The following is a 23,719-nucleotide window of genomic DNA, read 5'->3' on the forward strand; positions in this document are numbered from 1 at the left end:
GACCTGGGCGAGGTCGGCTTTCAGAGCAGTGGCCGTCGTGTGCGTTAGCGGAGTACGGGCTGGCAGGCCGGTGCGGGTGACGAGTGCGTCGAGGGCTTCGTCGTCTCTCTCGGCCAGGAGTGCCTTGCCGATTCCGGTGCAGTGCAGCCAGAAGGCCTTGCCGACGCGGGACGGCATCCGGTACGGCTTGGGGCCGTCGAGCCGGGCTACGTAGATCGCCTCGTCGCCGTTCAGCAGGCCGACGTGCACCGTGCACCGGGTCTGGGCGACCAGGTCGGCGAGCACCGGGCGGGCGACCGTCGCCAGGTCGACGTTGGTGAGGGCGTGCCCGGCCAGCCGGAGCGCCTTCGGACCTGGGTGGTACGAGCCGTCCTCGGCCTGCGCGACGAACTCGTGCTCCACCAGCGACGCCATGATCCTGTGCACGGTCGACTTGGCCAGGCCGGTGGCCGTCACCACGTCGGTGAACCGGGAGTGCTCGAGGACGGCGTCGAGCACCATCAGCGTCTTGTCGATGGCCGAGGGCGAACTCATGTCACTCATCCTGTCACCTCTCTCATCCAGCTCTCTTCTCCTGAACGACCGGCTATCTCGCCAGCCAGCCCCCGTCGACGGCGAGCACGTGCCCGTTGACGTAGTCGGACGCACCCGAGGCCAGGAAGACCGCGGCCCCCACCACGTCCTCCGGCCGGCCCCAGCGCCCGGCCGGGATGCGGTCGCGGATGGCCGCTTCCCGCTCCGGATCCGCGCGCAGTTCGGTGGTGTTGTCCGTACTGATGTAGCCCGGCGCGATCGCGTTCACCTGGATCCCGGACGGGCCCCATTCATTTGCGAGGGCCTTGGTGAGACCGGCGACCGCGTGCTTGCTGGCAGTGTAGGCCGGGACGGTGATCCCGCCCTGGAAGCTCAGCAGTGAGGCGATCGTGATGATCTTGCCCTCACCCCGCGCCACCATCGCCGCACCGACCGGCCGGGTCATGGCCCAGGTGGAGTTCAGGTTCACGTCGATCACGTGCTGCCAGTCGGCCGCGGTTGTCGAGGCCGCTGGGGCGCGCCGGATCGTGCCGGCGTTGTTGACCAGGATGTCGATCGGGCGCCCTGCCGCGGCCTGGGCCGCGACCGCTTCGAGGCCGGCCGCCTCGACAGCGGCTGGATCGGTGAAGTCGGCGGTGATCACCCGCGCCTGCCCGCCGCCGTTCTCCTTGATCGCTTCGAGCGTGTCCTCCAGCGCCGCGTCGCGCGCCAGCAAGATCAGGTCGGCGCCGGCCGCCGCGAACCCAGCCGCGATCGCTGCCCCGATGCCGCGCCGCGCGCCAGTGACGAGTGCCGTCCTGCCTGCCAGGGAGAAGCCCGGTTGGACGGACCGCCGGGAAGGGGTCATCGGGGGAAGGGTCATCGCAGGTCCTGCACGTCGACGCCATCCATGTCCGCGAAGGCCTGGTTCTCTCCGGCCATAGCCCAGACGAAGCTGTACGCCGAGGTGCCGACGCCCGAGTGGATCGACCAGCTGGGGGAGATCACCGCTTGGCGATCCGCGACCAGTAGGTGCCTGGTCTCCTCGGGTTCGCCGAGCAGATGCACGATCCGGTCGGACGCCGGGAGCCCGAAGTACAGGTAGCACTCGGTACGCCGGTCGTGGGTGTGCGCGGGCATCGTGTTCCAGGTGCTGCCGGGGTGGAGCGTCGTCACGCCGAGGACGATCTGGCAGCTCCGGACGCCATCGGCATGGATGTATTGGTCGATCGTGCGGCGGTTCGCGGTCTGCTGATCCCCGAGCTCGAGCCGATTGCCCTCGCCGGGCTGGATCAACGTGGTCGGAAACTCGGTGTGCGCTGCCGCCGAGAAGACGTAGTACGCCGCCTCCGTGCCCTCGAAGACGACCTCGCGCGCGCCGCGTCCGGCGTACAGGCAGGCGCCGGTGGTGAGCTCGAACTTGGTGCCGTCGACGGTCACGGTGCCGGGCTCGCCGACGTTCACGATGCCGGCCTCGCGACGCTCGAGGAAGTACTCGCTGCGCAGCTCCGGCCAGGTCCCGAGCGTGAGCGGGCCGCTGACCGGTCGCGCCCCGGCGAGCACGATCCGGTCGTGGTGGGTGAGCACCGCGGTGACGGTGTCGGGGGTGAACAGGTCCTCGACCAGGTACGTACGGCGCAGGGCCGCGGTGTCGAAGCCGGGGACCTGGTCCGGATGGGTGGCGTGCCTGACCTGAAGCGCTTCCTGCGGCGTCTGATTCACAGAACAAGGTTCTACTTGACGGAACATCCTGTCAAACTTCGACCGTGTCGTGGGCTTGCGAGCGCTGAATGGCCATTCGCGGTGTTCCGCCTCTTGACACCTAGTTCTGACACATGGAACCTTCCAGGCATATCCCGCCGCCCCTGGAGGAACGCATGACCGCACTCGACTGGACGGTCCTGGCCGGCTATTTCGTGCTGATGGTGCTGATCGGGCTCTGGTCCCGCACCAAGATCAAGACCGTCATCGACTACTTCACGACCGGCGGCAGGATCCCGTGGTGGCTGTCCGGCATCTCGCACCACATGTCGGGCTACAGCGCGGTGATGTTCGTCGCCTTCGCCGCGGTCGCCTACACGTACGGGATCACGGTCTACGTCTGGTGGGCGGTGTCGATCGGCGTCGGTGTCGGCATCGGCGCCTTCGTCTTCGCCGCCCGCTGGAACCGGTTGCGCTCCAAACACGGCGTCGTCTCTCCGCTGGAGTACCTGGCCAAGCGCTACAACCTCCCGACCCAGCAAGTGCTCGCGTACTCCGGTGCCGCGCTCAAGGTCGTCGACATCGCCGCCAAGTGGGTCGCGATCGCCGTGCTGCTGAACGGATTCACCGGCGTTCCGATGCGCTGGGGCATCCTGCTCACCGGCGTGGTCACGATGCTCTACGCGACGCTCGGCGGTCTCTGGGCCGACGTGCTCACCGACTTCGGCCAGTTCATCATCCAGGCCGCCGCCGGCATCGCGATGTTCGTCGGTGTGCTGTCGCACCTGGATGGCGTCCCGACCCTGTGGAAGATGTGGGACCAGTTGCCCGAGGGGCACGGTGACGCGCTGAATGGGCCGTACACACCGATATTCCTGATCGCCTTCCTGTTCATCAAAACCTTCGAATACAACGGCGGCATGTGGAACCTGGCCCAGCGGTACATGGCCGCACCGTCCGGCTCCGCCGCGAAGAAATCGGCCTTGCTTTCCTCGGCACTGTGGTTGGTCTGGCCGCTCGTGCTGTTCATCCCGATGTGCGCCGCGCCGCTGCTGGTGCCGGACCTGGCCAAGCCCGAGCAGTCGTACGTCGAACTCGCGCAACTGCTGCTCCCCAGCGGCCTGATCGGGCTCGTGCTCGCCGGGTTCTTCTCGCACACGATGGCGATGGTGGCCTCGGACGCGAACGTGATCTCCTCGGTCATCACCCGCGACATCGGCCCGGTGCTGGTCCCGAAGCTGCGCCGGCTCAGCGATGCGAGCACCCTCAAGTTCGCCCGGATCACCACCTTCACCTTCGTCACCGTCAGCATGCTGATCGCGATCATCACCAACGGTCAGGGTGTGGTGCTGAAGATCGTCGTGGACCTGGTGGCCGCGACCATGGGACCGATCTCGATCCCGCTGATGCTCGGCATGCTGCCGTGGTTCCGCCGCAGCGGCTCCCGGGCGGCGATCGCTTCGTGGGCGATCGGTCTGACCGTCTGGGCGATCGTCAAGTGGGGGATCGAGTCCACCGACACCACCCTGGTCGTGGCGTTGCCGTTGGCAACTTCTCTGGTGGTGTACGTCGGGCTCGGGCTGCTGATGCCGGAACGCCGTCCGGACGTGGACGACCTGCTCGAGTCGCTCAACACCGATCCGGTGGAGACCGACGACGTGATCGCCAGGCGAACGGCGCCGGTCGGCTAGCACGCCGTCTGGAACAATGTTCCACTAGACAGAACGAGACCGACCCACTCGCTGAGGAGCTTGCTACCTATGCCCAACATCACCGTCGAACTGCTGTCCGGCCGCACCCTCGACCAGCGCCGCGAGTTCGTCGCCGCGGTCACCGACTCGGCGATCGCCATCCTCGGCGCCAAGCGCGAGGCCGTCCGGATCGTGTTCACCGAGATCGAGAAAACCGACGTAGCCAACGGCGGCATCCTCGTCTCCGACTCCTGACCCCTCCGAACGGGGGCGCTCCTACTAGGCTTGGAGTATGCGAGTAGGAGTGTTTGGAGCTACGGGTCAGGTCGGCGGAGTGATGCGGGAGCTGCTCATCGAGCGGCAGTTCCCGGTGGAGGAGATCCGGTACTTCGCGTCTGCGCGATCCGCCGGCAGTCAGCTTCCGTTCGGGGACCAGAAGATCACGGTCGAGGACTCGGCGACGGCTGACTTCAAGGGGCTCGACCTGGCGTTGTTCTCCAACGGCAAGACGGCGTCGAAGGAATTCGCTCCCAAGGTTGCCGCCGCCGGTGCTGTCGTCGTGGACAACTCGTCCGGCTGGCGGATGGACCCGGAGGTCCCGCTGGTCGTCTCGGAGGTCAATCCCGGCGACCTCGATCACCTGCCCAAGGGGATCGTCGCGAACCCGAACTGCACGACGATGGCGGCGATGCCGGTGCTCGCCCCACTCCACCGGGAGGCGCGGCTCACCCGGCTGATCGTTTCCACCTACCAGGCGGTTTCCGGTTCCGGCGGCGTCGGCGTACGGGAGCTTGAAGATCAGACGAAGGCGCTCGCTGATGGTGCCGGTCGGCTGGCGCTGGGCACTGACGGCATCACCCTGCCGCAGGCCCAGGTGTACGCCGGTCCGATCGCGTTCAACGTACTGCCGCTCGCCGGGTCGATCGTTGCCGACGGCACTGGTGAGACCGACGAGGAGCAGAAGCTCCGCAACGAGAGCCGCAAGATCCTGCACATCCCGGACCTCGCCGTGGCAGGCACCTGCGTCCGCGTCCCGGTCTTCACCGGCCACTCGCTGAGCATCCACGCCGAGTTCGCCGAGCCCCTGAGCCCCGAACGCGCCACCGAACTACTCGCCGCCGCCCCCGGCGTCGAACTGGCCGACCTCCCCACACCCCTGTACGCCGCCGGCAAAGACCCTGCGTACGTCGGCCGGCTCCGCCAGGACCAATCAGTCCCCGACGGCCGCGGCCTGATCCTCTTCGTCTCCAACGACAACCTCCGCAAAGGCGCCGCCCTCAACGCCGTCCAAATCGCCGAACTCCTCCAACAGCGCTAACAGCGCTCAGCAACCCTCCAACAACGCATTAAGCTGCGGCAGCAATCCGTCGCCGAGTTACTTCAGCCGCGCGCTCAGCAGCGGTAGTAGTCCTTGGTGTAGGTGCCGTTTACCGCGGTGAGGGTGTGGTCGTAGCAGCTGCCTGTGCCGGTGGTGCGGTAGCGGACTGTTTGGGTGCCAGTGGCGTGGCGTTGGTCGCGGGGGACGTTGTAGATCCAGGTGGCGCGGCCGTCGTAGGTTTCTTCGGTACGGCGGTCCGCGAGCGTCAGGCCGCCCAGACGGGTGGAGGTGTGGCTCTTGTCGGCGAGCTCCAGGTCGGTGATGACGTCGTAGCCGCCGGGGGCCGTTGCGCTGGGCAAGAAGCTGATGTAGCCGTTCTTGCTGTAGTTCAGCTCGGCCCGTTCCACCTTGGCGCCGGTGGTCACGGTCGACACGTCTTTCCATGAGGCATCGAGAGTGTCGCGGGTTTCGCCGGCCTCCCACGTGTGGTCTGACGAATTGGTGAGCGACCGCTCCACGGTGGTGCGGATCCGGCCGGCCGACGTGTCGACGTACCCGCTGAGCTTGAGGGACCTGGACGCCTTTGTCAGCACGGATCCCGCCGTACCGCTGGAGCCCGTCACCTCGTCGGACTTGGTCAGCGGCGCCACGGAGTACGAGGTGATCCCGCCGCGGGTCTGTTTCAGGATCGGGTCCGTCCAGACGTGCAGGTTGGGCACGGTGAACCAGCCGCTCTGTCCGGCCGGTACGCCGACGACGTGGATCCGGTACTCGTGCGCCTTCCCGTCCGTCAACTGTCCGACGAACGGTGTCAGGTCGTAGGTCAGTGGTTTGATGTCGAACGCGCGGGGCGCCGGCGACGGACGCCAGGAGTACGGGTTCGACCAGCCGCCCGTGTAGATGTAGGGATACGGCAGTGCGATGCCCGCGACCTTCCCGTCGATCAGCACTTCGACCTCCCGGTACGGCGAACCGTCGGGGCAGGAGTAGCCAGTCGAAGCCGGAGCCGAGGTATCCCAGAACTCCTCGCACCCACCACCCGATCCCGTCACGTAGATCTCGCCGAGCAGGCGGGACGTGTTGCGCGGCAGGGTCGCAGTACCGACGAGATCGGAGTCCTCGCGAGTCTGGTCCTGCAGCGGGAGCACGGCGTTCGCAGTACGGGCTGCTGGTGCGCCGAAGCCGGTCACGTAGAAGTCCAGCGTGACGACGATGTCGAGCACACCGGTGTAGGTGTCGTCGACGACGTTGCCGAGCTCCATCACCACGGGCTGCGGTGAGCGCAGCAAGGGACTGTAGGAGCTGAGGTCCTTCTCGACCTTCCAGCTGATGCCGTCCGTACTGGGCTCGGGGGTCGACGTCCGGAAGATGCCCACCCCGCCGATGGTGATGTGGCCGAGGCGGTCGTACTGGACGCCCTTGACCGAGCCTTCCATCCGCAGAACCACCTTCGACCACGGCCCGCGGCACGCCGCCGGCGGCGTGTAGGTGGACTGGTACGGGTCGAAGTTCTTGAAGCCGTTGCGGACGATCTCCACCGAGCAATGCCGCGTGTGCGGGACCGTGACGGCCGGGGCCGGCGTCCGCGGATCGTCGTAGTCGGTGCCGAACTCCGAGGGCGGTGGAGCGGCGGCGGCCGGGGTCAGCCAACCTAGGAGGAGAACGGACAGTGAGACGAGTGCCACGGGCCGTGTGCGCATGTTGCGGAAACGTAATCGAGATGGTGCGGCCGGGCAAGCGAGGGCCATGGCCAGCAGCACCGGATTCCCATTACCGTTCGGTTACTTGACCCCCTGGGAGGCCAGAGATGAAGCCCGTCGCCGACAGCGGCCAGCTTGCGTTGCTGAGTAACCGCAAGCAGCACCTTGCTCAGATGTTCCTCGACCGCGTCGCCGCGACCCCGAACCGGGAGGCCTTCCGGCACCCGGTCGGCACGGCCTGGGAGTCGGTCAGCTGGCAACAGACCGAAGAGGTCGTACGCCGCCGCGGTGCCGGCCTGATCGCGTTGGGAGTCGAGCCCGAGCAACGCGTCGGAGTGGCGGCGAGCACCCGGCTCGAATGGGTCGAGTGCTACCTGGCGGCGGCGCTCACGGCAGCCGCGATGACGACGATCTACCCGACCACGATGGCCTCGGACGTGGCGTACATCGTCGCGGACGCCGAGGTTCAGGTGGTGTTCGCGGAGGACGCCAGCCAGGTCGACAAGCTGCGTGAACACAAGGCGGAGCTGCCGTCGCTGCACAAGGTGGTGCTGATCGACGGTGAGCCCGAGGAACGCGACGGCGACTGGGTGATCAGCCTGGCCGCGCTGGACGAGCTCGGCGCGAAGTACCTCGACGAGCACCCGGAGGCGATCGACGAGCGCCTCGCGCAGATCAAGCCCGAGCACCTCTGCACGCTGGTCTACACGTCCGGCACGACCGGGCGGCCCAAGGGCGTGCGGCTGCCGCACTCGGTCTGGACGTACGAGGGTGCCGCGGTGGAAGGCATCCGGGTGCTCAGCCCGGACGACCTGCAGTACCTGTGGCTGCCGTTGGCGCACGTCTTCGGGCAGGTGCTGTTGGCGGTGCAGTTTCAGATCGGCTTCGCGACCGCGATCGACGGCCGGATCGACAAGATCGTGGAGAACGCCGGCATCATCCAGCCCACCTTCATGGCAGCCGCGCCGCGCGTCTTCGAGAAGGCGCACGCCCGGATCGTGACGATGATGGAGTCCGAGGGCGGGGTCAAGGCGAAGCTCTTCCACTGGGCGTTCGGGATCGGCGCCCAGGTCTCCGCGTTGCGTCAGCAGGGCAAGGAGCCCAGCGGTGTACTGGCAGCGCAGTACGCGGTCGCAGACAAGCTGGTCCTGTCGAAGATCCGGGCCCGCTTCGGTGGCCGGATCCGGTTCTTCGTGTCGGGATCGGCCGCGCTGGACAAGAAGCTGGCGGAGTGGTTCCACGCTGCCGGGCTGCTGATCCTCGAGGGGTACGGGCTGTCCGAGACGGCCGCGGGCTCCACGCTGAACCGGCCCGACCAGTACCGGCTGGGCAGCGTCGGGCCGATCTTCCCGGCGGCCGAGTTCCGGATCGCCGAGGACGGCGAGATCCTGATCAAGGGTCCCGGCGTGATGAGCGGCTACCACAACCTGCCGGAGCAGACCGCCGAGGTGCTCGGCGCCGACGGCTGGTTCCACACGGGCGACATCGGGCACTTCGAGGACGAGTTCCTCTACATCACGGACCGGAAGAAGGACCTCTTCAAGACCTCGGGCGGCAAGTACGTCGCACCCCAGGTGATCGAGGGCCGCTTCAAGATGATCTGCCCGTACGCGAGCCAGTTCATCGTCCACGGCCACCAGCGCAACTTCGTCAGCGCCCTGGTCACCCTCGACCCGGAAGCCATCCAGGCCTGGGGCGAGCAGAACGGCCTGGCAGGCAAGTCGTACGCCGAGATCGTCACCTCGGACGCCGCGCAGAAGCTGGTCCAGGGCTACGTGGACGAACTGAACGCCGGCCTGAACCGCTGGGAAACCATCAAGAAGTTCACCATCCTCGACCGCGACCTGACCGTCGAAAGCGGCGAAATGACCCCCAGCCTCAAACTCAAGCGCAAATACGTAGAAACCACCTACGGCGACCTCCTCGACAAGATGTACGACTGATCACCCTTGCGTCCGAAGAACCTTGCGCTATTGCCCAAGGTTCTTCGGACGCAAGCGATCGGTCAGACGCCGGTGAGGGCGGCGTGTTTGCCGGTGGTGAGGGATTGGCCTCGGTCGATCATTTGTTCGGCGATGCGGTCGATGGCGGCGGAGAAGTCGGCGGTGTCTTCCATTTCCCAGTCTTCCAGTTTGCCGAGCAGCCAGACCCGGTAGGCGCCGACGAAGCGCTGGAACATCTCCAGGCCGGTCGTGGTGAAGCGGTAGTGGCCGAGGGTTTCGCTGAGGTAGCCGTGGGCAACCAGTTGCGATGCCATCGGTTCGAAGACGCCCGGTGGCACCTTGAGGTCGCCGCCGATCTCTTGCAGGGTGGCGGATCCGCGTTCGGCGCCGCCGCGGAAGACCTGCATGATCATCCACATCTGGGCGATGTTCAGCGGGATGCCGGAGCTGGCCAGTACTTCGGGTCCGGGGTTGCGCTTGTGGTTCTGCACGACCACCGCGACCAGCTTCTGCAGTTCGTGCTCGGAGTCGAACGAGGCCGGCGCCGCGAAGCCCTCGCCGATACTCGCGTTGCCGCCGGCGGACATCCGGGCGGTGTCCCGCAGCGGGACCTCCTTCAGCAGAAGGGCGACGAGCAGGCCGAGCGCAGCAACCGGTACTGCGGTCAGGAAGACCACGTGCAGCGCATCGGCATAGGCAGCCGTGATCGGGTCGCGCAACGCATCCGGCAGCGCGCGAACGCCTTCCACGGTCGACGCAACCCGTGGATCGACACCGGCCGGGATCGCCCCGGCCAGCTTCTCCGGCAACTGCGTGGCGTAGATGGAGCCGAACACCGCGACGCCGAAGGAACTGCCCATCGTCCGCAGGAAGCTGACGCCAGAGGTCGCGACGCCGAGGTCGCTGTAGTCGACCGTGCTCTGCACGACCACCGTCGGCACCGGCATACAGAGGCCGACGCCGATCCCCAGCACCAACATGTAGGCGGCCGAGGTGAGATAGGGCGTCTGGTTGTCCATCAACGACAGCAGGAACAGTCCTGCACCGATCAGGATCGTGCCGAGGATCGGGAAGATCCGGTAGCGGCCGGTCTTGCTGATGATGTTGCCGACCAGCACCGAGGCGAGCAGTAGACCGACCACCAGCGGCAGCATCTGCAGACCGGAGTCGGTGGCCGAGGCGCCGTGCACGTACTGCAGGTAGGTCGGCAGGAACGTCACCCCGCCGAGCATCGCGAAGCCGATGATGAAGCTCAGGATCGCGGAGACCGTGAACACGCGGGACTTGAACAGCCGCATCGGCAGCAACGGTTCGGCGGCTCGGTTCTCCACCATCACGAAGAGGACCAGCGCGATCAGCGATCCGATCGTCATCGCGATGATCGTGGTCGAGGTCCAGTCGTACTCGTTGCCGCCCCAGGTGGTCACCAGGGTCAGCCCGGTCGCCGCCAGCGCGATCAGCAGGATGCCGAGATAGTCGATCGCCGGTTTGATCGCGGCCTTGACCGACGGCAGCGCGATGGTCGCGACGACCAGGACCAGAATGCCGAGCGGGATGTTCACGTAGAACGCCCAGCGCCAGCTCAGCTGGTCCACGAACAGCCCGCCCAGCAGGGGTCCACCGACCGTCGCGACGCCGAAGACCGAGCCCATGAAGCCCTGGTACTTGCCGCGTTCGCTCAGTGGGACCACGTCGGCGATCACCGCCATCGCGGTCACCATCAACCCACCGGCACCGAGGCCCTGGATCGCCCGCGATCCGACCAGCCACAGCATCGAGTCGGCCATACCGCACAAGGCCGAGCCGGCCAGGAACAGCACCACGCTGATCAGGAAGACGGGTTTGCGCCCGAACAGGTCGCCGAACTTGCCGACCAGCGCGGTCATGATCGTCTCGGCCAGCAGGTACGCCGTGACCACCCAGGACAGGTGGTTCGTCCCGCCCAGGTCGCTCACGATGGTCGGCAGCGCGGTCGACACGATCGTCTGATCGAGGGCTGCGAGCAACATTCCCAGCATGATCGCGATCACGACCGCGTTCCGGGTGCTCTTGCTGACCGGCCCCGCCTCGGTTTCCATGAGCCGAATGTAGCGACTCAGCGACGGAGCGCTACCACAGAACCGCCGCGATTCCGTCTCACAATTTCCGCTCGGCCGGAGTCCGTACGATGGGCAGGTGCCATCGACACTGCCCGAGGGGGAGGTTGCGCCCCGGGACGGGTCGCTGCCGGAGCCGGCCGTTCGCGAGGCGTCCGGGCGGCCCTTGGGGTTCTACCTGCACGTCCCATTCTGCGCGGCCCGCTGCGGCTATTGCGACTTCAACACCTACACGGCCAAGGAGCTCGGTGGCGGCGGGTCGCAGGCGTCGTACGCCGAGACCGCCGTGCAGGAGGTTCGGCTGGCCCGGCGGGTTCTCGGGGACCTGGACCGGCCGGTGGACACGGTGTTCTTCGGTGGAGGGACGCCGACGCTGCTCCCCGCGAAGGACCTCGCGCGGATGCTGAGCGCAGTACGGGATGAGTTCGGGCTGGCGGCGGACGCGGAGGTGACGACCGAGGCCAACCCGGAGTCGGTCGATCCTGCCTATCTGGCCGCGATCAGGGAGGCCGGGTTCACGCGGGTGTCCTTCGGGATGCAGAGTGCGGCGCCGCATGTGCTGCAGATCCTCGATCGCCAACACACGCCGGGCCGTGCCTTGCAGGCTGTGAAGGAGGCGACGGCGGCCGGGTTCGAGCATGTGAATCTGGACCTGATCTACGGCACGCCGGGGGAGTCGCTCGACGATTGGCGGACCTCGCTGGAGTCCGCGTTGTCGGCCGACCCCGACCACGTCAGCGCGTACGCGTTGATCGTCGAGGACGGCACGCAGTTGGCCCGTCGGGTCCGCCGGGGCGAGCTGCCGATGCCGGATGACGACGACCTGGCCGACAAGTACGTGCTCGCTGACGATCTCCTGACCAGCGCCGGACTCGGCTGGTACGAGGTCTCGAACTGGGCCCGTACTCCGGGCGCGCGCTGCCGGCACAACGAGCTGTACTGGCGCGGCGACACCTGGTGGGGGATCGGCCCGGGCGCCCACAGCCACGTCGGCGGGGTCCGCTGGTGGAACGTGAAGCACCCCAGCGCGTACGCCGATCGCATGGGGGCGGGGGACAGTCCGGCGTACGCGCGGGAGGTCCTCGACGCGGAGACCAGGCGGGTGGAACGCGTGTTGCTGGAGATCCGGTTGCGGGCGGGACTGCCCCTCGGAGTACTGGATGACGGCGGCCGGGCGGCTGCTGCTTCGGCCATCGAGAACGGCCTGCTCGTCGACGAGAACGGGCAGCTCGTGCTTACGCGGCGTGGTCGGCTGCTCGCTGACGCGGTGGTCCGCGACCTTCTGCCGTAGTACCGGAACTTTCAGGGAAACCCCAGGAAAACAAGCGCGCGGTCACCGGTGAGGTGCACACCGTGACGAACTGGCCTGCTATGTACTGACCTAGTAGGTCTCGTGTCTCAGCGTAACGGTGTGGTCCTTGACACACCTGGTTGAAACGCTCGAAACTCAGGTCACTTTCCACCTCAAACGGAGAGCGCTCTCAACCCGTCCAAGTAATCAGGGAGCACCCCCATGCGGCCCAGTGCCCGCTGTCGCACCGCAGTTCTCGTTCTGGCCTGCAGTCTCACCCTGCTCGCCTCCTCCTGTGCGGGGAGCGACGACCAGGCCGGCACGGCCTCCAGCGAAGCGACCGGCCCGAAGATCGAGCTGACCATCGCGACCTTCAACGAGTTCGGGTACAGCGAGCTCTACCGCGAGTACGAGGCCGCGCACCCGAACATCAAGATCACCGAACGCAAGGCCGCCACCGTCGACGAGCACGTCAAGAACCTGGAGACGAACCTGGCGTCCGGCTCCGGGCTGGCCGACATCGAGGCGATGGAGGTCAGCTGGATCTACAAGTACCTGGCCAAGGCGGACAAGTTCGTCGACCTGCGCAAGTACGGCGCCGACGACCTGAAGTCCCGCTGGCTGGACTGGAAGATCGCCGGCGCGACCACCACCGACGGCAAGATCATCGGCTACGGGACCGATATCGGGCCGGAGGCGATCTGCTACCGCAAGGACCTGTTCGCCAAGGCCGGGCTGCCGACCGACCGGGTCGAGGTGGCGAAGCTGTTCCCGGACTGGGCGTCGTACTTCTCCTACGGGCGCAAGTTCAAGAAGGAGGTGCCGGGCTCGGCCTGGTACGACTCCGCGGTGCTCACCTGGGAAGCGATGCGCAACCAGCTGATCCAGGCGTACTACTCGAACCAGGATCGCTACATGGGCGACGACAACGAGCTGCTGAAGAAGACGTGGGACCAGATCGTCGCCGGTACCGACGACGGCCTGTCGGCGAAGCTTCCGGCCTGGAGCGACGAGTGGGTCAAGGCGTTCCGCACCGACGCGTTCGCGACGATGGCGTGCCCGGGCTGGCTGCTCGGCGTGATCCAGGACAACGCGGGCACTTTCGGCAAGGGCAAGTGGGACGTCGCTGACGTGTTCCCGGGCGGCGGTGGGAACTGGGGTGGTTCCTACCTGACCGTGCCGGCGCAGTCGTCGCAGCCGGACGAGGCCGCCAAGCTGGCCGCCTGGCTGACCGCGCCGGAGCAGCAGACCAAGGTCTTCAAGAAGGTCGGCTCGTTCCCCTCCACCGTCGACGCCTACGACGCGCCGCAGGTCAAGGAGCAGGTGAACGCGTACTTCAACAACGCGCCGGTCGGCAAGATCTTCATCAACCGGGCCCAGAACGTCATCCTCAAACAACACAAGGGCCCCCGCGACGGCGAGATCAACCAGGTCTTCAGCGACGCCCTGGCCCGCGTCGACGAGGGCAAACAAAGCCCCAGCGCCGCCTGGAAACAAGCCCTCAAAGAAGCCGACAAAGCCGCCAACACCCGAACCAGCAACTAGTACTCCAGGCCCCACGCTGCTCCCGCCCGCGCTGGTGCGCGACTCCTACGTGGCCGCTTGGCCCGGGACTACCGTGGTCGCGCTGTTTTGGGTCGCGACTGGTAAGCACGGTGAGACGGACGCCGTGACTTGTAGCACTTAGTGTGCTACAAATGGTGGGTGGAATCTATCGGGATCAGGGAATTGCGACAGCATGCGTCCCAGTACGTTGCGCTAGCCAAGGGTGGGCAGCGCGTAGCCGTCACGGAACGGGGACGACTGGTTGCCTACCTTGTGCCGGCCGAAGAATCGGGCAGCGGCATCCTCGATCGGCTGGCTGCTTCAGGCGAGTACACGCCCCCGCAGGGGAGCATCGCCGACCTTCTGCCGATTCCAGCACGACCCGCCGGGAGGACGCCACTCAGTGATGTCGTCCGCGCCATGCGCGATGAAGACGAGCGCTGACGTTGATCTACCTCGATACCTCTGCCTTCGTAAAGCTCATCTGGGACGAGAAGGAGACCCGCGCGCTGCAGAGCTACCTGCTGGAGAACGAGTCAGCGCCGCTGGTCGCCAGCGTGCTCCTCGTCGTCGAAACCCGCCGGGCTGTACTTCGAGAAGACCCTCCCAGCATGGTGCGAGCCGACCTTCTGCTTTCTCGCGTCGGCCAGATCGGCATCGGTCCGGCGGTGGTGGAGTCGGCGGGTCGACTGCCCGAGCCTGCGCTCCGGTCGCTTGACGCTATCCATCTGGCAACAGCTCTGATACTGCAGGGCGACCTCCGCGCCATGGTCACCTACGACGACAGGCTCGCGAGGGCTGCAAGCGCGCAACGGGTACCTGTCGTTTCTCCAGCCTGATTCCTGAATGAGCAGCGCACGCAAGGTCTGCTGCTTGTTAGGTGAGTTGGGATTGACGAATGCGGCGCACGGTGGAGATTCGTCGTTCAAGGGGGCTGTACGTATTACGGTGTGAACGTCATAACCAGTCCGGGAGGTCCGATGTCGGTGCGTGGTCAGGACTCTCCTACTCCGACCTTGGAGCAGGTCGCGGCGCTGGCGGGGGTTTCGCGGGCGACTGTTTCGCGGGTGGTGAACGGTTCGCCGAAGGTGTTGCCGGAGACCGTTGCCGCGGTGGAGCGGGCGATCGGCGAGCTCGGGTACGTGCCCAACCGGGCCGCCCGGGCGCTGGTGACCCGACGTACCGACTCTGTCGCGCTGGTGGTGCCGGAACCGGACAGCCGGGTGTTCTCGGACCCGTTCTTCGCCGGCATCCTGCGCGGGGTGAGCATGACGCTCGCGCCCACGTCCTCGCAGTTGGTGCTGTTGATCGAGCCCGCCGAGGGTGACGACCAGCGGTTGCTGCGCTACCTGCGCGGCGGGCACGTGGACGGCGCGATCATCGTCAGCCACCACGGTCGCGACAACGTGCTGCAGGAGCTCGCCCAGTTGCCGCTGCCGATCGTCTTCAGCGCGCGGCCGCTCGGCGTCGAGGTCCCGGTCGCGAGTGTCGACGTGGACAACGTGGCAGGAGCCCGTACTGCGGTCGAGTACCTGTTGTCCATCGGGCGACGGAAGGTCGGCACCGTCGCCGGACCCCTCGACATGACCGCGGGACTGGATCGTCTGACCGGCTACCGGGAGGTCGTCGCCGAGGCCGGGCTGCCCGAAGCCGTTGCCTATGGCGACTTCACGGCCGACGGTGGCGAGCAGGCCGCGATCAAGTTGCTGGACGAGCATCCTGAGCTGGACGGGATCTTCGTCGCGTCCGACCTGATGGCGACCGCGGCGCTGCGAGTGCTTTCCCAGCTCGGCAGGCGAGTGCCGGAGGATGTCGCCGTGGTGGGGTTCGACGACTCGGTCGTCGCGACCACGACGACACCGAAGCTGACCACCGTGCGGCAGCCGGTGGAGTTGCTCGGCGCCCGGCTGGCCGAGATCCTGCTCGCCAAACTCGCCGGCGCCGACCTGACCAGCCCAGAGATCTTCAACACCGAACTGATCATCCGCGGCTCGGCCTGAAGGCTCACTCGACGCCGACGGCAACAGTTCACTGCCTCTTTGGTCACGCTGCGCGTTGATCCCTGGGAATCGGCGTGACGGACGTGATATCTGTGACGGTGACGAGGGGGGAACATGTCCGACCATGAGATCCGGATCGCGCTGGTGCTCAACGGCGGCGTCAGCCTGGCCGTCTGGATGGGCGGTGTCACGCACGAGCTCGACCTGATCCGCCGCGCGTCCGGCTCCGGTGCATCGCCGGCCGCGCAACCGTACGACGAGGTGCTCGCGGACCGCTGGCGAGAACTGTGTCAGCGCGGCGGGGAACACCGCAAGATCGTCGTCGACGTGATCGCCGGTACCAGCGCGGGCGGCCTGAACGGGTCCCTCCTGGCGACCGCCATCTCGAACGGCTCCACCCTCGACCCCGGTGGCGACGACGGCCCGTGGCTGCGCCAGAAATGGGTCGGCCTGGGTTCGTTGGAGGTCGACAAACTGGTTCCCGGCAAGGGGGTCAAGCCCAAGTCGGTGCTCGACGGCAACTTCTTCCTCGACGAGCTGAACAACCTCCTCGAAGGCGTCGCCGAGGCAGGGGAGCAGTCGGCCTCCGAGCCGGTGACGTTGTTCGTGACCGCTTCGGGTCTGGGGATCCAGCAGTTCGAGGCCAAGGATGCCGCCGGGCAACGGTTCGTCGTACCGGATCATCGGTATCTCTTCTCCTTCACCAGCGAGCAGAGCGCGGTGTACGACGGGGCCACGCGCTCGTTCTCCGTCAAGGCGACGAACGAGTTGACCGACACCGACCTGCTCGCCCGGGCGGCTCGTGCTTCGGCTTCGTTCCCGGCGGCGTTCGGGCCGGTGCGGGAGACGCCCGAGTTGGGGGCCGCGCCGCCGCGACTCCAGCCGGGGCAACAAGGCGAGCACGGTGCCTGGCTTGTGGATGGCGGCGTGCTGGACAACGCGCCGTTCGGCCCGGTACTGGATGTGGTTGCCCGCCGGCCCGTGACGGGACGCGCCAGCCGGTACGTGTTGTACGTCGTACCGTCGGCTGGGATCGGCAATCTCGCCGAGACGCATGTACCGGATGCGAAGGAACCGAGTTGGCGGGTCGCGGCGTTGTCGGCCGTGCAGTTCCCGCGCGAGGTGGACTTCCGGTCGGACGTGGAGCAGTTGGAACGGTTGCTGCTCGAGGCGGATGCGTCGTGGTCCGACACGCAGCGGCTCTTCGACCGGTGCGTGCAGAAGCCGGCCGAGCGAGCCGGATTGAAGGAAGCCGCCAGGCTGCTGCAACCGGCGTACGCACGGGGTCGTGCGGCTGGTGGTGTCTGGGAGGCCGTGACGATCGCGTCGCACGACGAGTCGACCGTGCTCGACGCGGCGACCGCGTTGTCGGAGTCCGAGATCGACGAGGTCCTGGCAGGAGACCACCCGTGGGTTCCCGGTCCGGATGGATCGACCGCGCCCCTGCAGACAGTGGACGGCAACCCCTGCTGGCCTTGGGGAACCGGCGCGTCCGAACGCGTAGTACGGCTGGTCCTTCGATCGCTGCGCACCAGGATCGATCATGCTGCGCCGGAGGACCTGGCTGATCTCGAGCGGCGGTTGAGGGCGACCAGCGATTCCCTGCAGCGGGTGCTGGCGGTCCGGGATGCTCTGGCTGTCGAGCTTGCCAAGGCGGATCTGGATCTGCAGCCGGCTGGGGGAGCCGAGGCGGTCGCGGTCGGGATGAACGACATCTTCGAGGCGTTGCAGGTGCAACGCGCGCTCGGGGACGAGTTCGCGACCCTGATCGGTCACGTCGGGCCGGACGTGGTGGAGACGGCGCTGGAGGTGGAGATCGTCTCGCGGTGTACGTCCGCGCGGACTCCGCAGCAGCGCAGCGCGCCGTTCCAGTTCCTGCGGCTCGGGCCGGACATCCCGCTGCTGTTGCTGGACGAACTGCCCGAGGGTTCGACCGCGAACGGGCTGAAGGACCGCATCCTCTACGGCACCCAGGTCGGGCACTTCGGTGCGTTCGGTGCCGCGGACTGGCGTAAGTGGGACTGGCTGATGGGCCGGCTGCACTGCGTCGCGCACCTCGGCGCGATGCTCGGTGCGGACGCGGAGTGGATCCAGGAGACGCAGCGGCAGGTGCTCAAGGCCGAGGACTGGAAGCTCGACAAGGTCGCCGAGCAGGTCCAGCGGCTGGCCGAGGACTTCCCGGTCGAGGGCGGTCTCGATTCGCTCCGGCGGATGCGGGACGAGCTGAACTCGACCAAGGAGGGCAAGGCGACCACGAAGGGCCTGGCCGACCGGATGGTCGAGGTGTCGTCGGGCTTGGGGGAGCAGGTCGGTCACTGGGTCCAGTCGATGGCGGGCCGGACGCACCAGCCGAAACCGTGGTTGCTGCGGGCCGCGCGCTGGTTCACCGAGCCGGCCCGGAACAGTACGTGGGACCGGCTGGTGAAGAACGTCGAGGTGAGTCCGGCGAAGCGTCCGCTGGTCTTCCAGAAGTGGTTGCCTGTGGCAGCTTTCGGTGCCGCCGTGGTGCTGCTCGTGGTGGCAGGGCTTGTCGACGTGAGCGCAGTACGGATCATCTTCTCGGTACTGGCCGGACTGGCGCTGGCTGTCGGCGCGGCCCTGTTCGTGGTCACCTGGTACGTCGGCCGCGCCCGTCAGCAGATCAGGAAGTGGATCGAGGCCCGCCTCCCCGAGATCAGTCAGTCGTCACGAAATCGATGAGTTCCTCGACCCGGCCGAGCAGGTCGGGTTCGAGGTCGGCGTAGCTCTTCACCTTCGACAGGATGTGTTTCCAGGCCGCGGCGACGTCGGCCTGGTCGGTGGCGGGCCAGCCGAAGGTCTGCAGCACGCCCTTCTTCCACTCCTGCCCGTGCGGGATCCGCGGCCAGGCGGCGATCCCGAGCGACGACGGCTTCACCGCCTCCCAGATGTCGATGAACGGGTGCCCGACGACGAGCACATTCCGGTCCTTCACCTGGGCGGCGATCTTCGACTCCTTCGACCCCTCCACCAGATGGTCGACCAGTACGCCGAGCCGTCGGCCCGGGCCCGGCTGGAACCGATTCACGATGCCGGGCAGATCGTCGACACCCTCGAGGTACTCGACCACCACACCCTCGATCCGCAGGTCGTCACCCCAGACCCGCTCCACGAGCTCGGCGTCGTGCCGCCCCTCGACGTAGATCCGGCTCGCCCGCGCGACCTGAGCCCGGACATTGCTGACGGCCACGGATCCGGACGCCGTCTTCGTCTTCTTGGCCGGAGCGGCCTTCTTCGGCGGCTTCAACGCGACCGGCTTGCCATCCACCCAGAACCCGGGACCCATCGGATAGCTCCGGATCTTCCCGTGCCGATCCTCGAGATCCACCACCCCGTGCTCCCACCGCACAACCGCCCCCACGAACCCGGAGGACGGCTCCTCGACCACCATCCCCTTCTCGATCTCCACCTCGACAGTCCGCCCATTCTTGGGCTTCCGCCAATCCCCAGCCAACACATCATTCCCATACCGATCAGCCACCCGCTAACCGTATGTCCCCGTAGACGCCTTCCCCCTCAACCACACGCCTCCGTACGCCGCTCGTCGCCTGATCTGGTACGCCGGGACGTCGGTAACTGTGGTTGCGCAGGCGCGAGTGGTTCGCCGGTGCATTGGGACTGTGGTTGCGCGGTCTCCGCTGCGGGAGTGTGCTGGTCGACGGGGTGCGCGTCAAGGGCGCTTCGCGGCCCTTCGGGCTCGAAACAAGTTTCGACCCTTGACCCGCACCCCGTCGACCAGGGAAGGACGCAGCTACGCGGATCCGCGCTGACGTGTGAGCTGCATCCAGGGGATTCCGTTCGCCCGGGTGGTTCGTGCGGGATGTTCGGCCCCTCCGCTGATTCGGTCGGCCCGGGTGGCGCCGGGTTCCGAGGTGGCCCCATCCAGACCTACAGAAGTCGCGGAACCCTGTCCAGTAACCGGTTTCCGGTTGGTTTCGGTGGGTTCTGTGGGTCTGGGTGGGGGGCCGTGCTGGAGATCGTGGCGTGGTTCGGTCGGCTGCCGGTTTGTGGGACCGATGCCGGTCTACTGGGCGCTATCGGTCGAGCAACCCGCTATCGGCGGTAGGCGCGTCCGGGTGGATGCCGGGTCGTTGGACCGATGCCGGTCTGTAGGGCGGTATCGGCCGAGCAGCCCGCTATCGGCCGCGACGCCTCACCGGCGGGTCCACCAGCCGGACCGCGCAGACCTACAGAACCGACCGGAACACCCACCGGAACCACCCGGGCGGCACCCCTCGACGTAATCCCTGAAATTGTGGCCGTTCTTCTCAGCGGCTCCGGGCGTAGCTGCGTCTTTCACTAGCACCATCACGCAGCCCGGCGACGCGAACCACCCACACCTATGCACCCCGCGAACCACCCACACCTATGCACCCCGCGAACCACCCACACCTATGCACCCCGCGAACCTGCGGCCGGCGTACCGGCGTGCGGGGGACTAGAAGGTGGAGGTGGCGTGGGTGGGGGCGGGGTGGCGGATGGGGGATGCGAGGGTTAGGGCCAGGTAGGCGAGGAAGCCGACTACTAGGCCGACTATCCAGGAGTAGTCGTAGAGCGGCTGGAGGAACGGGATCAGGCCGTTCTCCGGGAAGGGGCCGGCGCCTGGGTTGGAGTAGGCGCCGCCGACTGCGAGGAGCGAGCCGAAGAGGGTGGCGACTACGGCTCGCCAGTTCCAGCCGCCGGAGTACCAGTAGCGGCTGTTGGGTAGGTAGAGGTCGGCTAGGTGGAGGTTCGTGCGGTCGATGAACCAGTAGCCGGCGATCAGGACGCCCGCCACCGACGCGAGCAGGCCGCCGTAGAAGGAGAGCCAGACGAAGATGTAGATCTCCGGGTCGGCGATCAGCCGCCAGGGCTGGATCACGACGCCGATCACGCCGGTGAGCAGGCCGGCGGTGCGGAAGTTCAGCCAGCGTGGCAGGGCATTGGCGAAGTCGTACGACGGGCTGACCACGTTCGCGGCGACGTTGCACGACATGGTGGCGAGGACCGCCATCACCAGGCCGATCGTGACCACCACCGGGTTCTCGAAGCGGCGGGTGAGTTCGACCGGGTCCCAGATCGCGGTGCCGTAGACGATCACGGTGCCCGAGGTGGTGATGATGGAGACCAGCGCGATGAACGACATCGTCGTCGGCAGGCCGATGATCTGCCCGATCACCTGCTGCCGCTGGCCTTTGCCGAACCGGGTGAAGTCCGGCATGTTCAGCGACAGCGTCGCCCAGAACGCGATCATGCCCATCAGCGACGGCGCGAAGATCTTCCAGAAGTCGGCGTCCCAGCCGAGCTTGGACGGTTGCGACAGGATCGGACCGAAGCCGCCGGCCTTGACCAGGATCCCGATCATCAGCGCCAGGAACGCGAGCGTGACCAGCGGTGCGGCCCAGTTCTCGAACCGCCGCAGACCCTCGATGCCGCGCCAGATCAGCCACATCTGCAGCGCCCAGAAGAACGCGAAGCTGAGCCACATCGTCCACGGATGCCCGCCGACGGAGGACGAATCAGTCCAGCCGGAGCCGGCGAGTTCGCCGACGATCACGTAGATCGCCTGGCCGCCGATCCAGGTCTGGATACCGAACCAGCCGCACGCGATGAAGGCCCGCAGCAAGGCCGGGAAGTTCGCGCCGCGGACGCCGTAGAAGGCACGTGCGAAGACCGGGAACGGGATCCCGTACTTCGTCCCCGCGTGACTGTTCAGCAGCAGGGGGACCAGCACGATCAGGTTCCCCAGGGTGATGGTGAGGAACGCCTGCAGCCAGTTCATGCCCAGCGCAACGAGTCCGGCGGCGAGCAGATAGCTCGGGATGTTGTGCGCCATCCCCATCCACAGCGCCGCGTAGTTGTACGTCGTCCAGCGGCGCTCGGAGATTCGGGTCGGCGCCAGCTCGGCATTGCCGTAGGGGCTGTCCACGATCGCTGCTGGATCGGTCAGCTCGACTCGTCCGTCCGGGTGATAGGTCTGTTCAAGGCTCGCCATCGTTCCCACCTCATCCGGTCGGTGCGCCAAATGCTCCGCACCACCGTTGACGATGGGGCTTCACTGTGTCAACGGATAACCGCAGGCAGTGTCCGCTCAGGCAGTTCAGCCAGGCCCGAGGAGTGGCAGGGTCGGCCTCCGGGGAACTCCCAGTACTTCGTAGCCGCGGCGTACGGCCTGCTCCAAGTGGGCGATCGGCCAGGGCCAGTCGGTGTGCGCGAGCGCCTGCTCGAGCGTCGTACCGGCGTGGTGCAGTCCGGAGATCGTGTTGGCGACAGTGCCGAGGTCCTCGGCCTGGGCGCGGACGAACTCGGCATCCACCACGGCGCCGTGGCCCGGCACCACCTTGGCCGTTGCCGAGAGCAAGCCGATCACCCGGTCGATGGTGTCGGGCCACTCGAGCGGATAGGAGTCGTCGCCGTACGACGGTGCGGCCGACTCCTCGACCAGATCGCCGACGAAGTAGACGTCGACATCCGGTACGACGACCAGCACGTCGCCGTCGGTATGGCCGCTCCCCAGGTGCAGCAGTTCCACCCGGCGATCACCCAGGTCGATCACCTTGGCCACCGCAAAGGTGTTGTCGATGGCAACCAACTCGGTCGCGGCCACCTCGGCGAGCAGCTCCGGCGGGATCTCCGGAAAGGCCAGATCCGGACCCGGGTTGTCACGATAGTGCTCCTGCAGGGCCGGCCCCCGCTCGGCCAGCGCGGCGGCGGCGTTCTCCTGCGCGTACGTCGCGGCTTCGGTGAAGGTCGCGTTGCCGAAGGTGTGGTCGAAGTGGGCGTGCGTGTTCACCACCCAGCGGACCGGTGCGTCGGTCAACTCGGCGATCTCGGCCAGCACCTCGACGGCCTGGGCCGTGGTGGCCCGGGTGTCGACCACCAGGGCGCCTGCACTACCGACCACCAGGCCGACGTTGACGTCCCACTCGCGATACCGGCGGACCCAGCATCGATCACCCAGCTCGGTCCAGTCACTCATGCGATCGACCCTAGCCGCCCGTCTCCTTACCCCCGGCGCCGGTGGGCGGCAAGCCTTATCCAGCCGCCGGGACAGCCCTTGAAGGGCCGGGTTCCGCCGCCTAGGGTCGGCTGGGCGGCATCGACATTGATCCGATCTCTGAGACTCTGCATTCTGAAGGGCGGACGGCGTGACGACACGACGGGCACTGGTGGTGCGGGGCGGCTGGGAGGGACATCAACCGGTCGAGGCGACCGAGTTGTTCATCCCCTTCCTGCGGGACAACGACTTCGAGGTCACCGTCTCGGACAGCACCGAGAGCTACCTCGACCTGGACGGTACCGACCTGGTGCTGCAGTGCATCAGCATGGGCGACATCACCAACGAGCAGGTCAAGGGCCTGGAGGCGGCGGTCCGCGCCGGTACCGGGCTGGCCGGCTGGCACGGCGGCATCGTGGACTCGTTCCGCAACAGCGCCGACTACAGCTTCATGACCGGCGGCCAGTTCGTCTCCCACCCCGGCGGCTTCGTGGACCACCGGATCGAGGTGGTCTCAGACGACCCGATCGTCGAGGGGATCACGCACTTCGACCTGCACACCGAGCAGTACTACGTGCACGCCGACCCCACTAACAACGTGCTCGCGACCACCACCGTCCGGGCGCACCCGGACTACCCGTGGATCGGCGGCGCGGTCATGCCGGCCGTCTGGACCAGGACCTGGGGCGAGGGCCGCGTCTTCGTCTGCACCCCCGGCCACAGCCTCGCCGACCTGGACGTCCCTGAGGTCCGCACGATCATCGAGCGGGGGCTGCTGTGGGCGAGCAAGTGACCACCGGGATCGGCATCGTCGGTACCGGCGTCATCAGCGGCACCTACCTGGAACACCTGGCCAAGTTGCCCGGCGTCGAGGTGGTCGCCGTCGCCGACCTGGACCTCAGTCGCGCCCAGGCGATCGCCGATCAG

At 67.2% G+C, this 23,719-nt stretch carries 19 protein-coding genes; 11 read left to right on the top strand and 8 right to left on the bottom strand.

What is annotated here, in order from left to right:
• The 3 genes from VFG33_RS04375 to kduI form a co-directional block, all read right to left on the bottom strand.
• The coding region (locus VFG33_RS04375) for an IclR family transcriptional regulator (RefSeq protein ID WP_325022624.1) at nt 1-534 on the bottom strand (534 nt) is incomplete at its 3' end.
• A 52-nt stretch (nt 535-586) separates the two neighbouring features.
• Nucleotides 587-1,381, bottom strand: coding sequence for an SDR family oxidoreductase (locus VFG33_RS04380; protein ID WP_325022626.1), 795 nt, complete (start codon nt 1,379-1,381; stop codon nt 587-589).
• 11 nt (nt 1,382-1,392) lie between these two features.
• A complete protein-coding gene (kduI, locus tag VFG33_RS04385) occupies nt 1,393-2,235 on the bottom strand; it encodes a 5-dehydro-4-deoxy-D-glucuronate isomerase (protein ID WP_325022628.1) in 843 nt (280 codons plus the stop codon).
• Between the two features lie 155 nt (nt 2,236-2,390).
• On the opposite strand from kduI, the gene VFG33_RS04390 reads away from it, so the two are divergent.
• From VFG33_RS04390 to VFG33_RS04400, 3 genes are all read left to right on the top strand, one after another.
• Nucleotides 2,391-3,905 carry a sodium:solute symporter family protein gene (locus VFG33_RS04390; protein WP_325022631.1) on the top strand — a complete coding sequence of 505 codons (1,515 nt, stop codon included), beginning with the start codon at nt 2,391-2,393 and terminating at the stop codon, nt 3,903-3,905.
• A 69-nt stretch (nt 3,906-3,974) separates the two neighbouring features.
• Nucleotides 3,975-4,160 carry a tautomerase family protein gene (locus VFG33_RS04395; protein ID WP_325022633.1) on the top strand — a complete coding sequence of 62 codons (186 nt, stop codon included), beginning with the start codon at nt 3,975-3,977 and terminating at the stop codon, nt 4,158-4,160.
• 37 nt (nt 4,161-4,197) lie between these two features.
• A complete protein-coding gene (locus VFG33_RS04400) occupies nt 4,198-5,223 on the top strand; it encodes an aspartate-semialdehyde dehydrogenase (protein WP_325022635.1) in 1,026 nt (341 codons plus the stop codon).
• 74 nt (nt 5,224-5,297) lie between these two features.
• On the opposite strand, the gene VFG33_RS04405 is transcribed toward VFG33_RS04400, so the two are convergent.
• On the bottom strand, nt 5,298-6,923 hold the full coding sequence (locus VFG33_RS04405; RefSeq protein WP_325022637.1) for a peptide-N4-asparagine amidase: 1,626 nt from the start codon (nt 6,921-6,923) through the stop codon (nt 5,298-5,300).
• Between the two features lie 107 nt (nt 6,924-7,030).
• On the opposite strand from VFG33_RS04405, the gene VFG33_RS04410 reads away from it, so the two are divergent.
• Complete coding sequence (locus VFG33_RS04410) at nt 7,031-8,866, top strand: AMP-dependent synthetase/ligase (RefSeq protein ID WP_325022639.1); 1,836 nt, start codon at nt 7,031-7,033, stop codon at nt 8,864-8,866.
• 62 nt (nt 8,867-8,928) lie between these two features.
• On the opposite strand, the gene VFG33_RS04415 is transcribed toward VFG33_RS04410, so the two are convergent.
• Nucleotides 8,929-10,944 carry an MDR family MFS transporter gene (locus VFG33_RS04415; RefSeq protein ID WP_325022641.1) on the bottom strand — a complete coding sequence of 672 codons (2,016 nt, stop codon included), beginning with the start codon at nt 10,942-10,944 and terminating at the stop codon, nt 8,929-8,931.
• Nucleotides 10,945-11,041: 97 nt separating this feature from the next.
• On the opposite strand from VFG33_RS04415, the gene hemW reads away from it, so the two are divergent.
• From hemW to VFG33_RS04440, 6 genes are all read left to right on the top strand, one after another.
• A complete protein-coding gene (gene hemW, locus VFG33_RS04420) occupies nt 11,042-12,253 on the top strand; it encodes a radical SAM family heme chaperone HemW (RefSeq protein ID WP_325022643.1) in 1,212 nt (403 codons plus the stop codon).
• Between the two features lie 222 nt (nt 12,254-12,475).
• Entirely contained in the window at nt 12,476-13,798 is a 1,323-nt protein-coding gene (locus VFG33_RS04425; RefSeq protein WP_325022645.1) for an ABC transporter substrate-binding protein, read from the top strand.
• A gap of 159 nt (nt 13,799-13,957) precedes the next feature.
• Complete coding sequence (locus VFG33_RS41215) at nt 13,958-14,242, top strand: type II toxin-antitoxin system Phd/YefM family antitoxin (RefSeq protein WP_414672922.1); 285 nt, start codon at nt 13,958-13,960, stop codon at nt 14,240-14,242.
• A 2-nt stretch (nt 14,243-14,244) separates the two neighbouring features.
• Complete coding sequence (locus VFG33_RS04430; RefSeq protein WP_325022647.1) at nt 14,245-14,637, top strand: type II toxin-antitoxin system VapC family toxin; 393 nt, start codon at nt 14,245-14,247, stop codon at nt 14,635-14,637.
• A gap of 141 nt (nt 14,638-14,778) precedes the next feature.
• The gene (locus VFG33_RS04435) at nt 14,779-15,798 is read left to right on the top strand and encodes a LacI family DNA-binding transcriptional regulator (RefSeq protein ID WP_325022649.1); all 1,020 of its coding nucleotides are present in this window, start codon (nt 14,779-14,781) and stop codon (nt 15,796-15,798) included.
• 114 nt (nt 15,799-15,912) lie between these two features.
• Nucleotides 15,913-18,498, top strand: a complete 2,586-nt coding sequence (locus VFG33_RS04440; RefSeq protein WP_325022651.1) for a DUF3376 domain-containing protein — start codon at nt 15,913-15,915, stop codon at nt 18,496-18,498.
• Here the strand turns inward: VFG33_RS04440 and VFG33_RS04445 are convergent.
• From VFG33_RS04445 to VFG33_RS04455, 3 genes are all read right to left on the bottom strand, one after another.
• Complete coding sequence (locus tag VFG33_RS04445) at nt 18,473-19,297, bottom strand: DUF3097 domain-containing protein (protein WP_325022653.1); 825 nt, start codon at nt 19,295-19,297, stop codon at nt 18,473-18,475. The two genes, VFG33_RS04440 and VFG33_RS04445, sit on opposite strands and share 26 nt — an antisense overlap.
• A 957-nt stretch (nt 19,298-20,254) precedes the next feature.
• Complete coding sequence (locus VFG33_RS04450; protein ID WP_325022654.1) at nt 20,255-21,790, bottom strand: NCS1 family nucleobase:cation symporter-1; 1,536 nt, start codon at nt 21,788-21,790, stop codon at nt 20,255-20,257.
• Between the two features lie 105 nt (nt 21,791-21,895).
• The gene (locus VFG33_RS04455; RefSeq protein ID WP_325022655.1) at nt 21,896-22,774 is read right to left on the bottom strand and encodes an MBL fold metallo-hydrolase; all 879 of its coding nucleotides are present in this window, start codon (nt 22,772-22,774) and stop codon (nt 21,896-21,898) included.
• 169 nt (nt 22,775-22,943) lie between these two features.
• On the opposite strand from VFG33_RS04455, the gene VFG33_RS04460 reads away from it, so the two are divergent.
• Nucleotides 22,944-23,585 (top strand): ThuA domain-containing protein, encoded by a 642-nt coding sequence (locus VFG33_RS04460; RefSeq protein WP_325022657.1) that lies wholly within the window; start codon nt 22,944-22,946, stop codon nt 23,583-23,585.
• Nucleotides 23,586-23,719 lie beyond the last annotated feature (134 nt).

It is taken from the genome of Kribbella sp., from assembly GCF_035687465.1.
GTDB lineage: Bacteria > Actinomycetota > Actinomycetes > Propionibacteriales > Kribbellaceae > Kribbella.

Bases quoted from the DNA above. Each gene is read 5' to 3' on its own strand.
- VFG33_RS04380 (WP_325022626.1), bottom strand. From the start codon at position 1,381: ATGACCCCTTCCCGGCGGTCCGTCCAACCGGGCTTCTCCCTGGCAGGC.
- VFG33_RS04390 (WP_325022631.1), top strand. From the start codon at position 2,391: ATGACCGCACTCGACTGGACGGTCCTGGCCGGCTATTTCGTGCTGATG.
- VFG33_RS04395 (WP_325022633.1), top strand. From the start codon at position 3,975: ATGCCCAACATCACCGTCGAACTGCTGTCCGGCCGCACCCTCGACCAG.
- VFG33_RS04400 (WP_325022635.1), top strand. From the start codon at position 4,198: ATGCGAGTAGGAGTGTTTGGAGCTACGGGTCAGGTCGGCGGAGTGATG.
- VFG33_RS04405 (WP_325022637.1), bottom strand. From the start codon at position 6,923: ATGCGCACACGGCCCGTGGCACTCGTCTCACTGTCCGTTCTCCTCCTA.
- VFG33_RS04410 (WP_325022639.1), top strand. From the start codon at position 7,031: ATGAAGCCCGTCGCCGACAGCGGCCAGCTTGCGTTGCTGAGTAACCGC.
- VFG33_RS04415 (WP_325022641.1), bottom strand. From the start codon at position 10,944: ATGGAAACCGAGGCGGGGCCGGTCAGCAAGAGCACCCGGAACGCGGTC.
- VFG33_RS04425 (WP_325022645.1), top strand. From the start codon at position 12,476: ATGCGGCCCAGTGCCCGCTGTCGCACCGCAGTTCTCGTTCTGGCCTGC.
- VFG33_RS04435 (WP_325022649.1), top strand. From the start codon at position 14,779: ATGTCGGTGCGTGGTCAGGACTCTCCTACTCCGACCTTGGAGCAGGTC.
- VFG33_RS04440 (WP_325022651.1), top strand. From the start codon at position 15,913: ATGTCCGACCATGAGATCCGGATCGCGCTGGTGCTCAACGGCGGCGTC.
- VFG33_RS04450 (WP_325022654.1), bottom strand. From the start codon at position 21,790: ATGGCGAGCCTTGAACAGACCTATCACCCGGACGGACGAGTCGAGCTG.
- VFG33_RS04455 (WP_325022655.1), bottom strand. From the start codon at position 22,774: ATGAGTGACTGGACCGAGCTGGGTGATCGATGCTGGGTCCGCCGGTAT.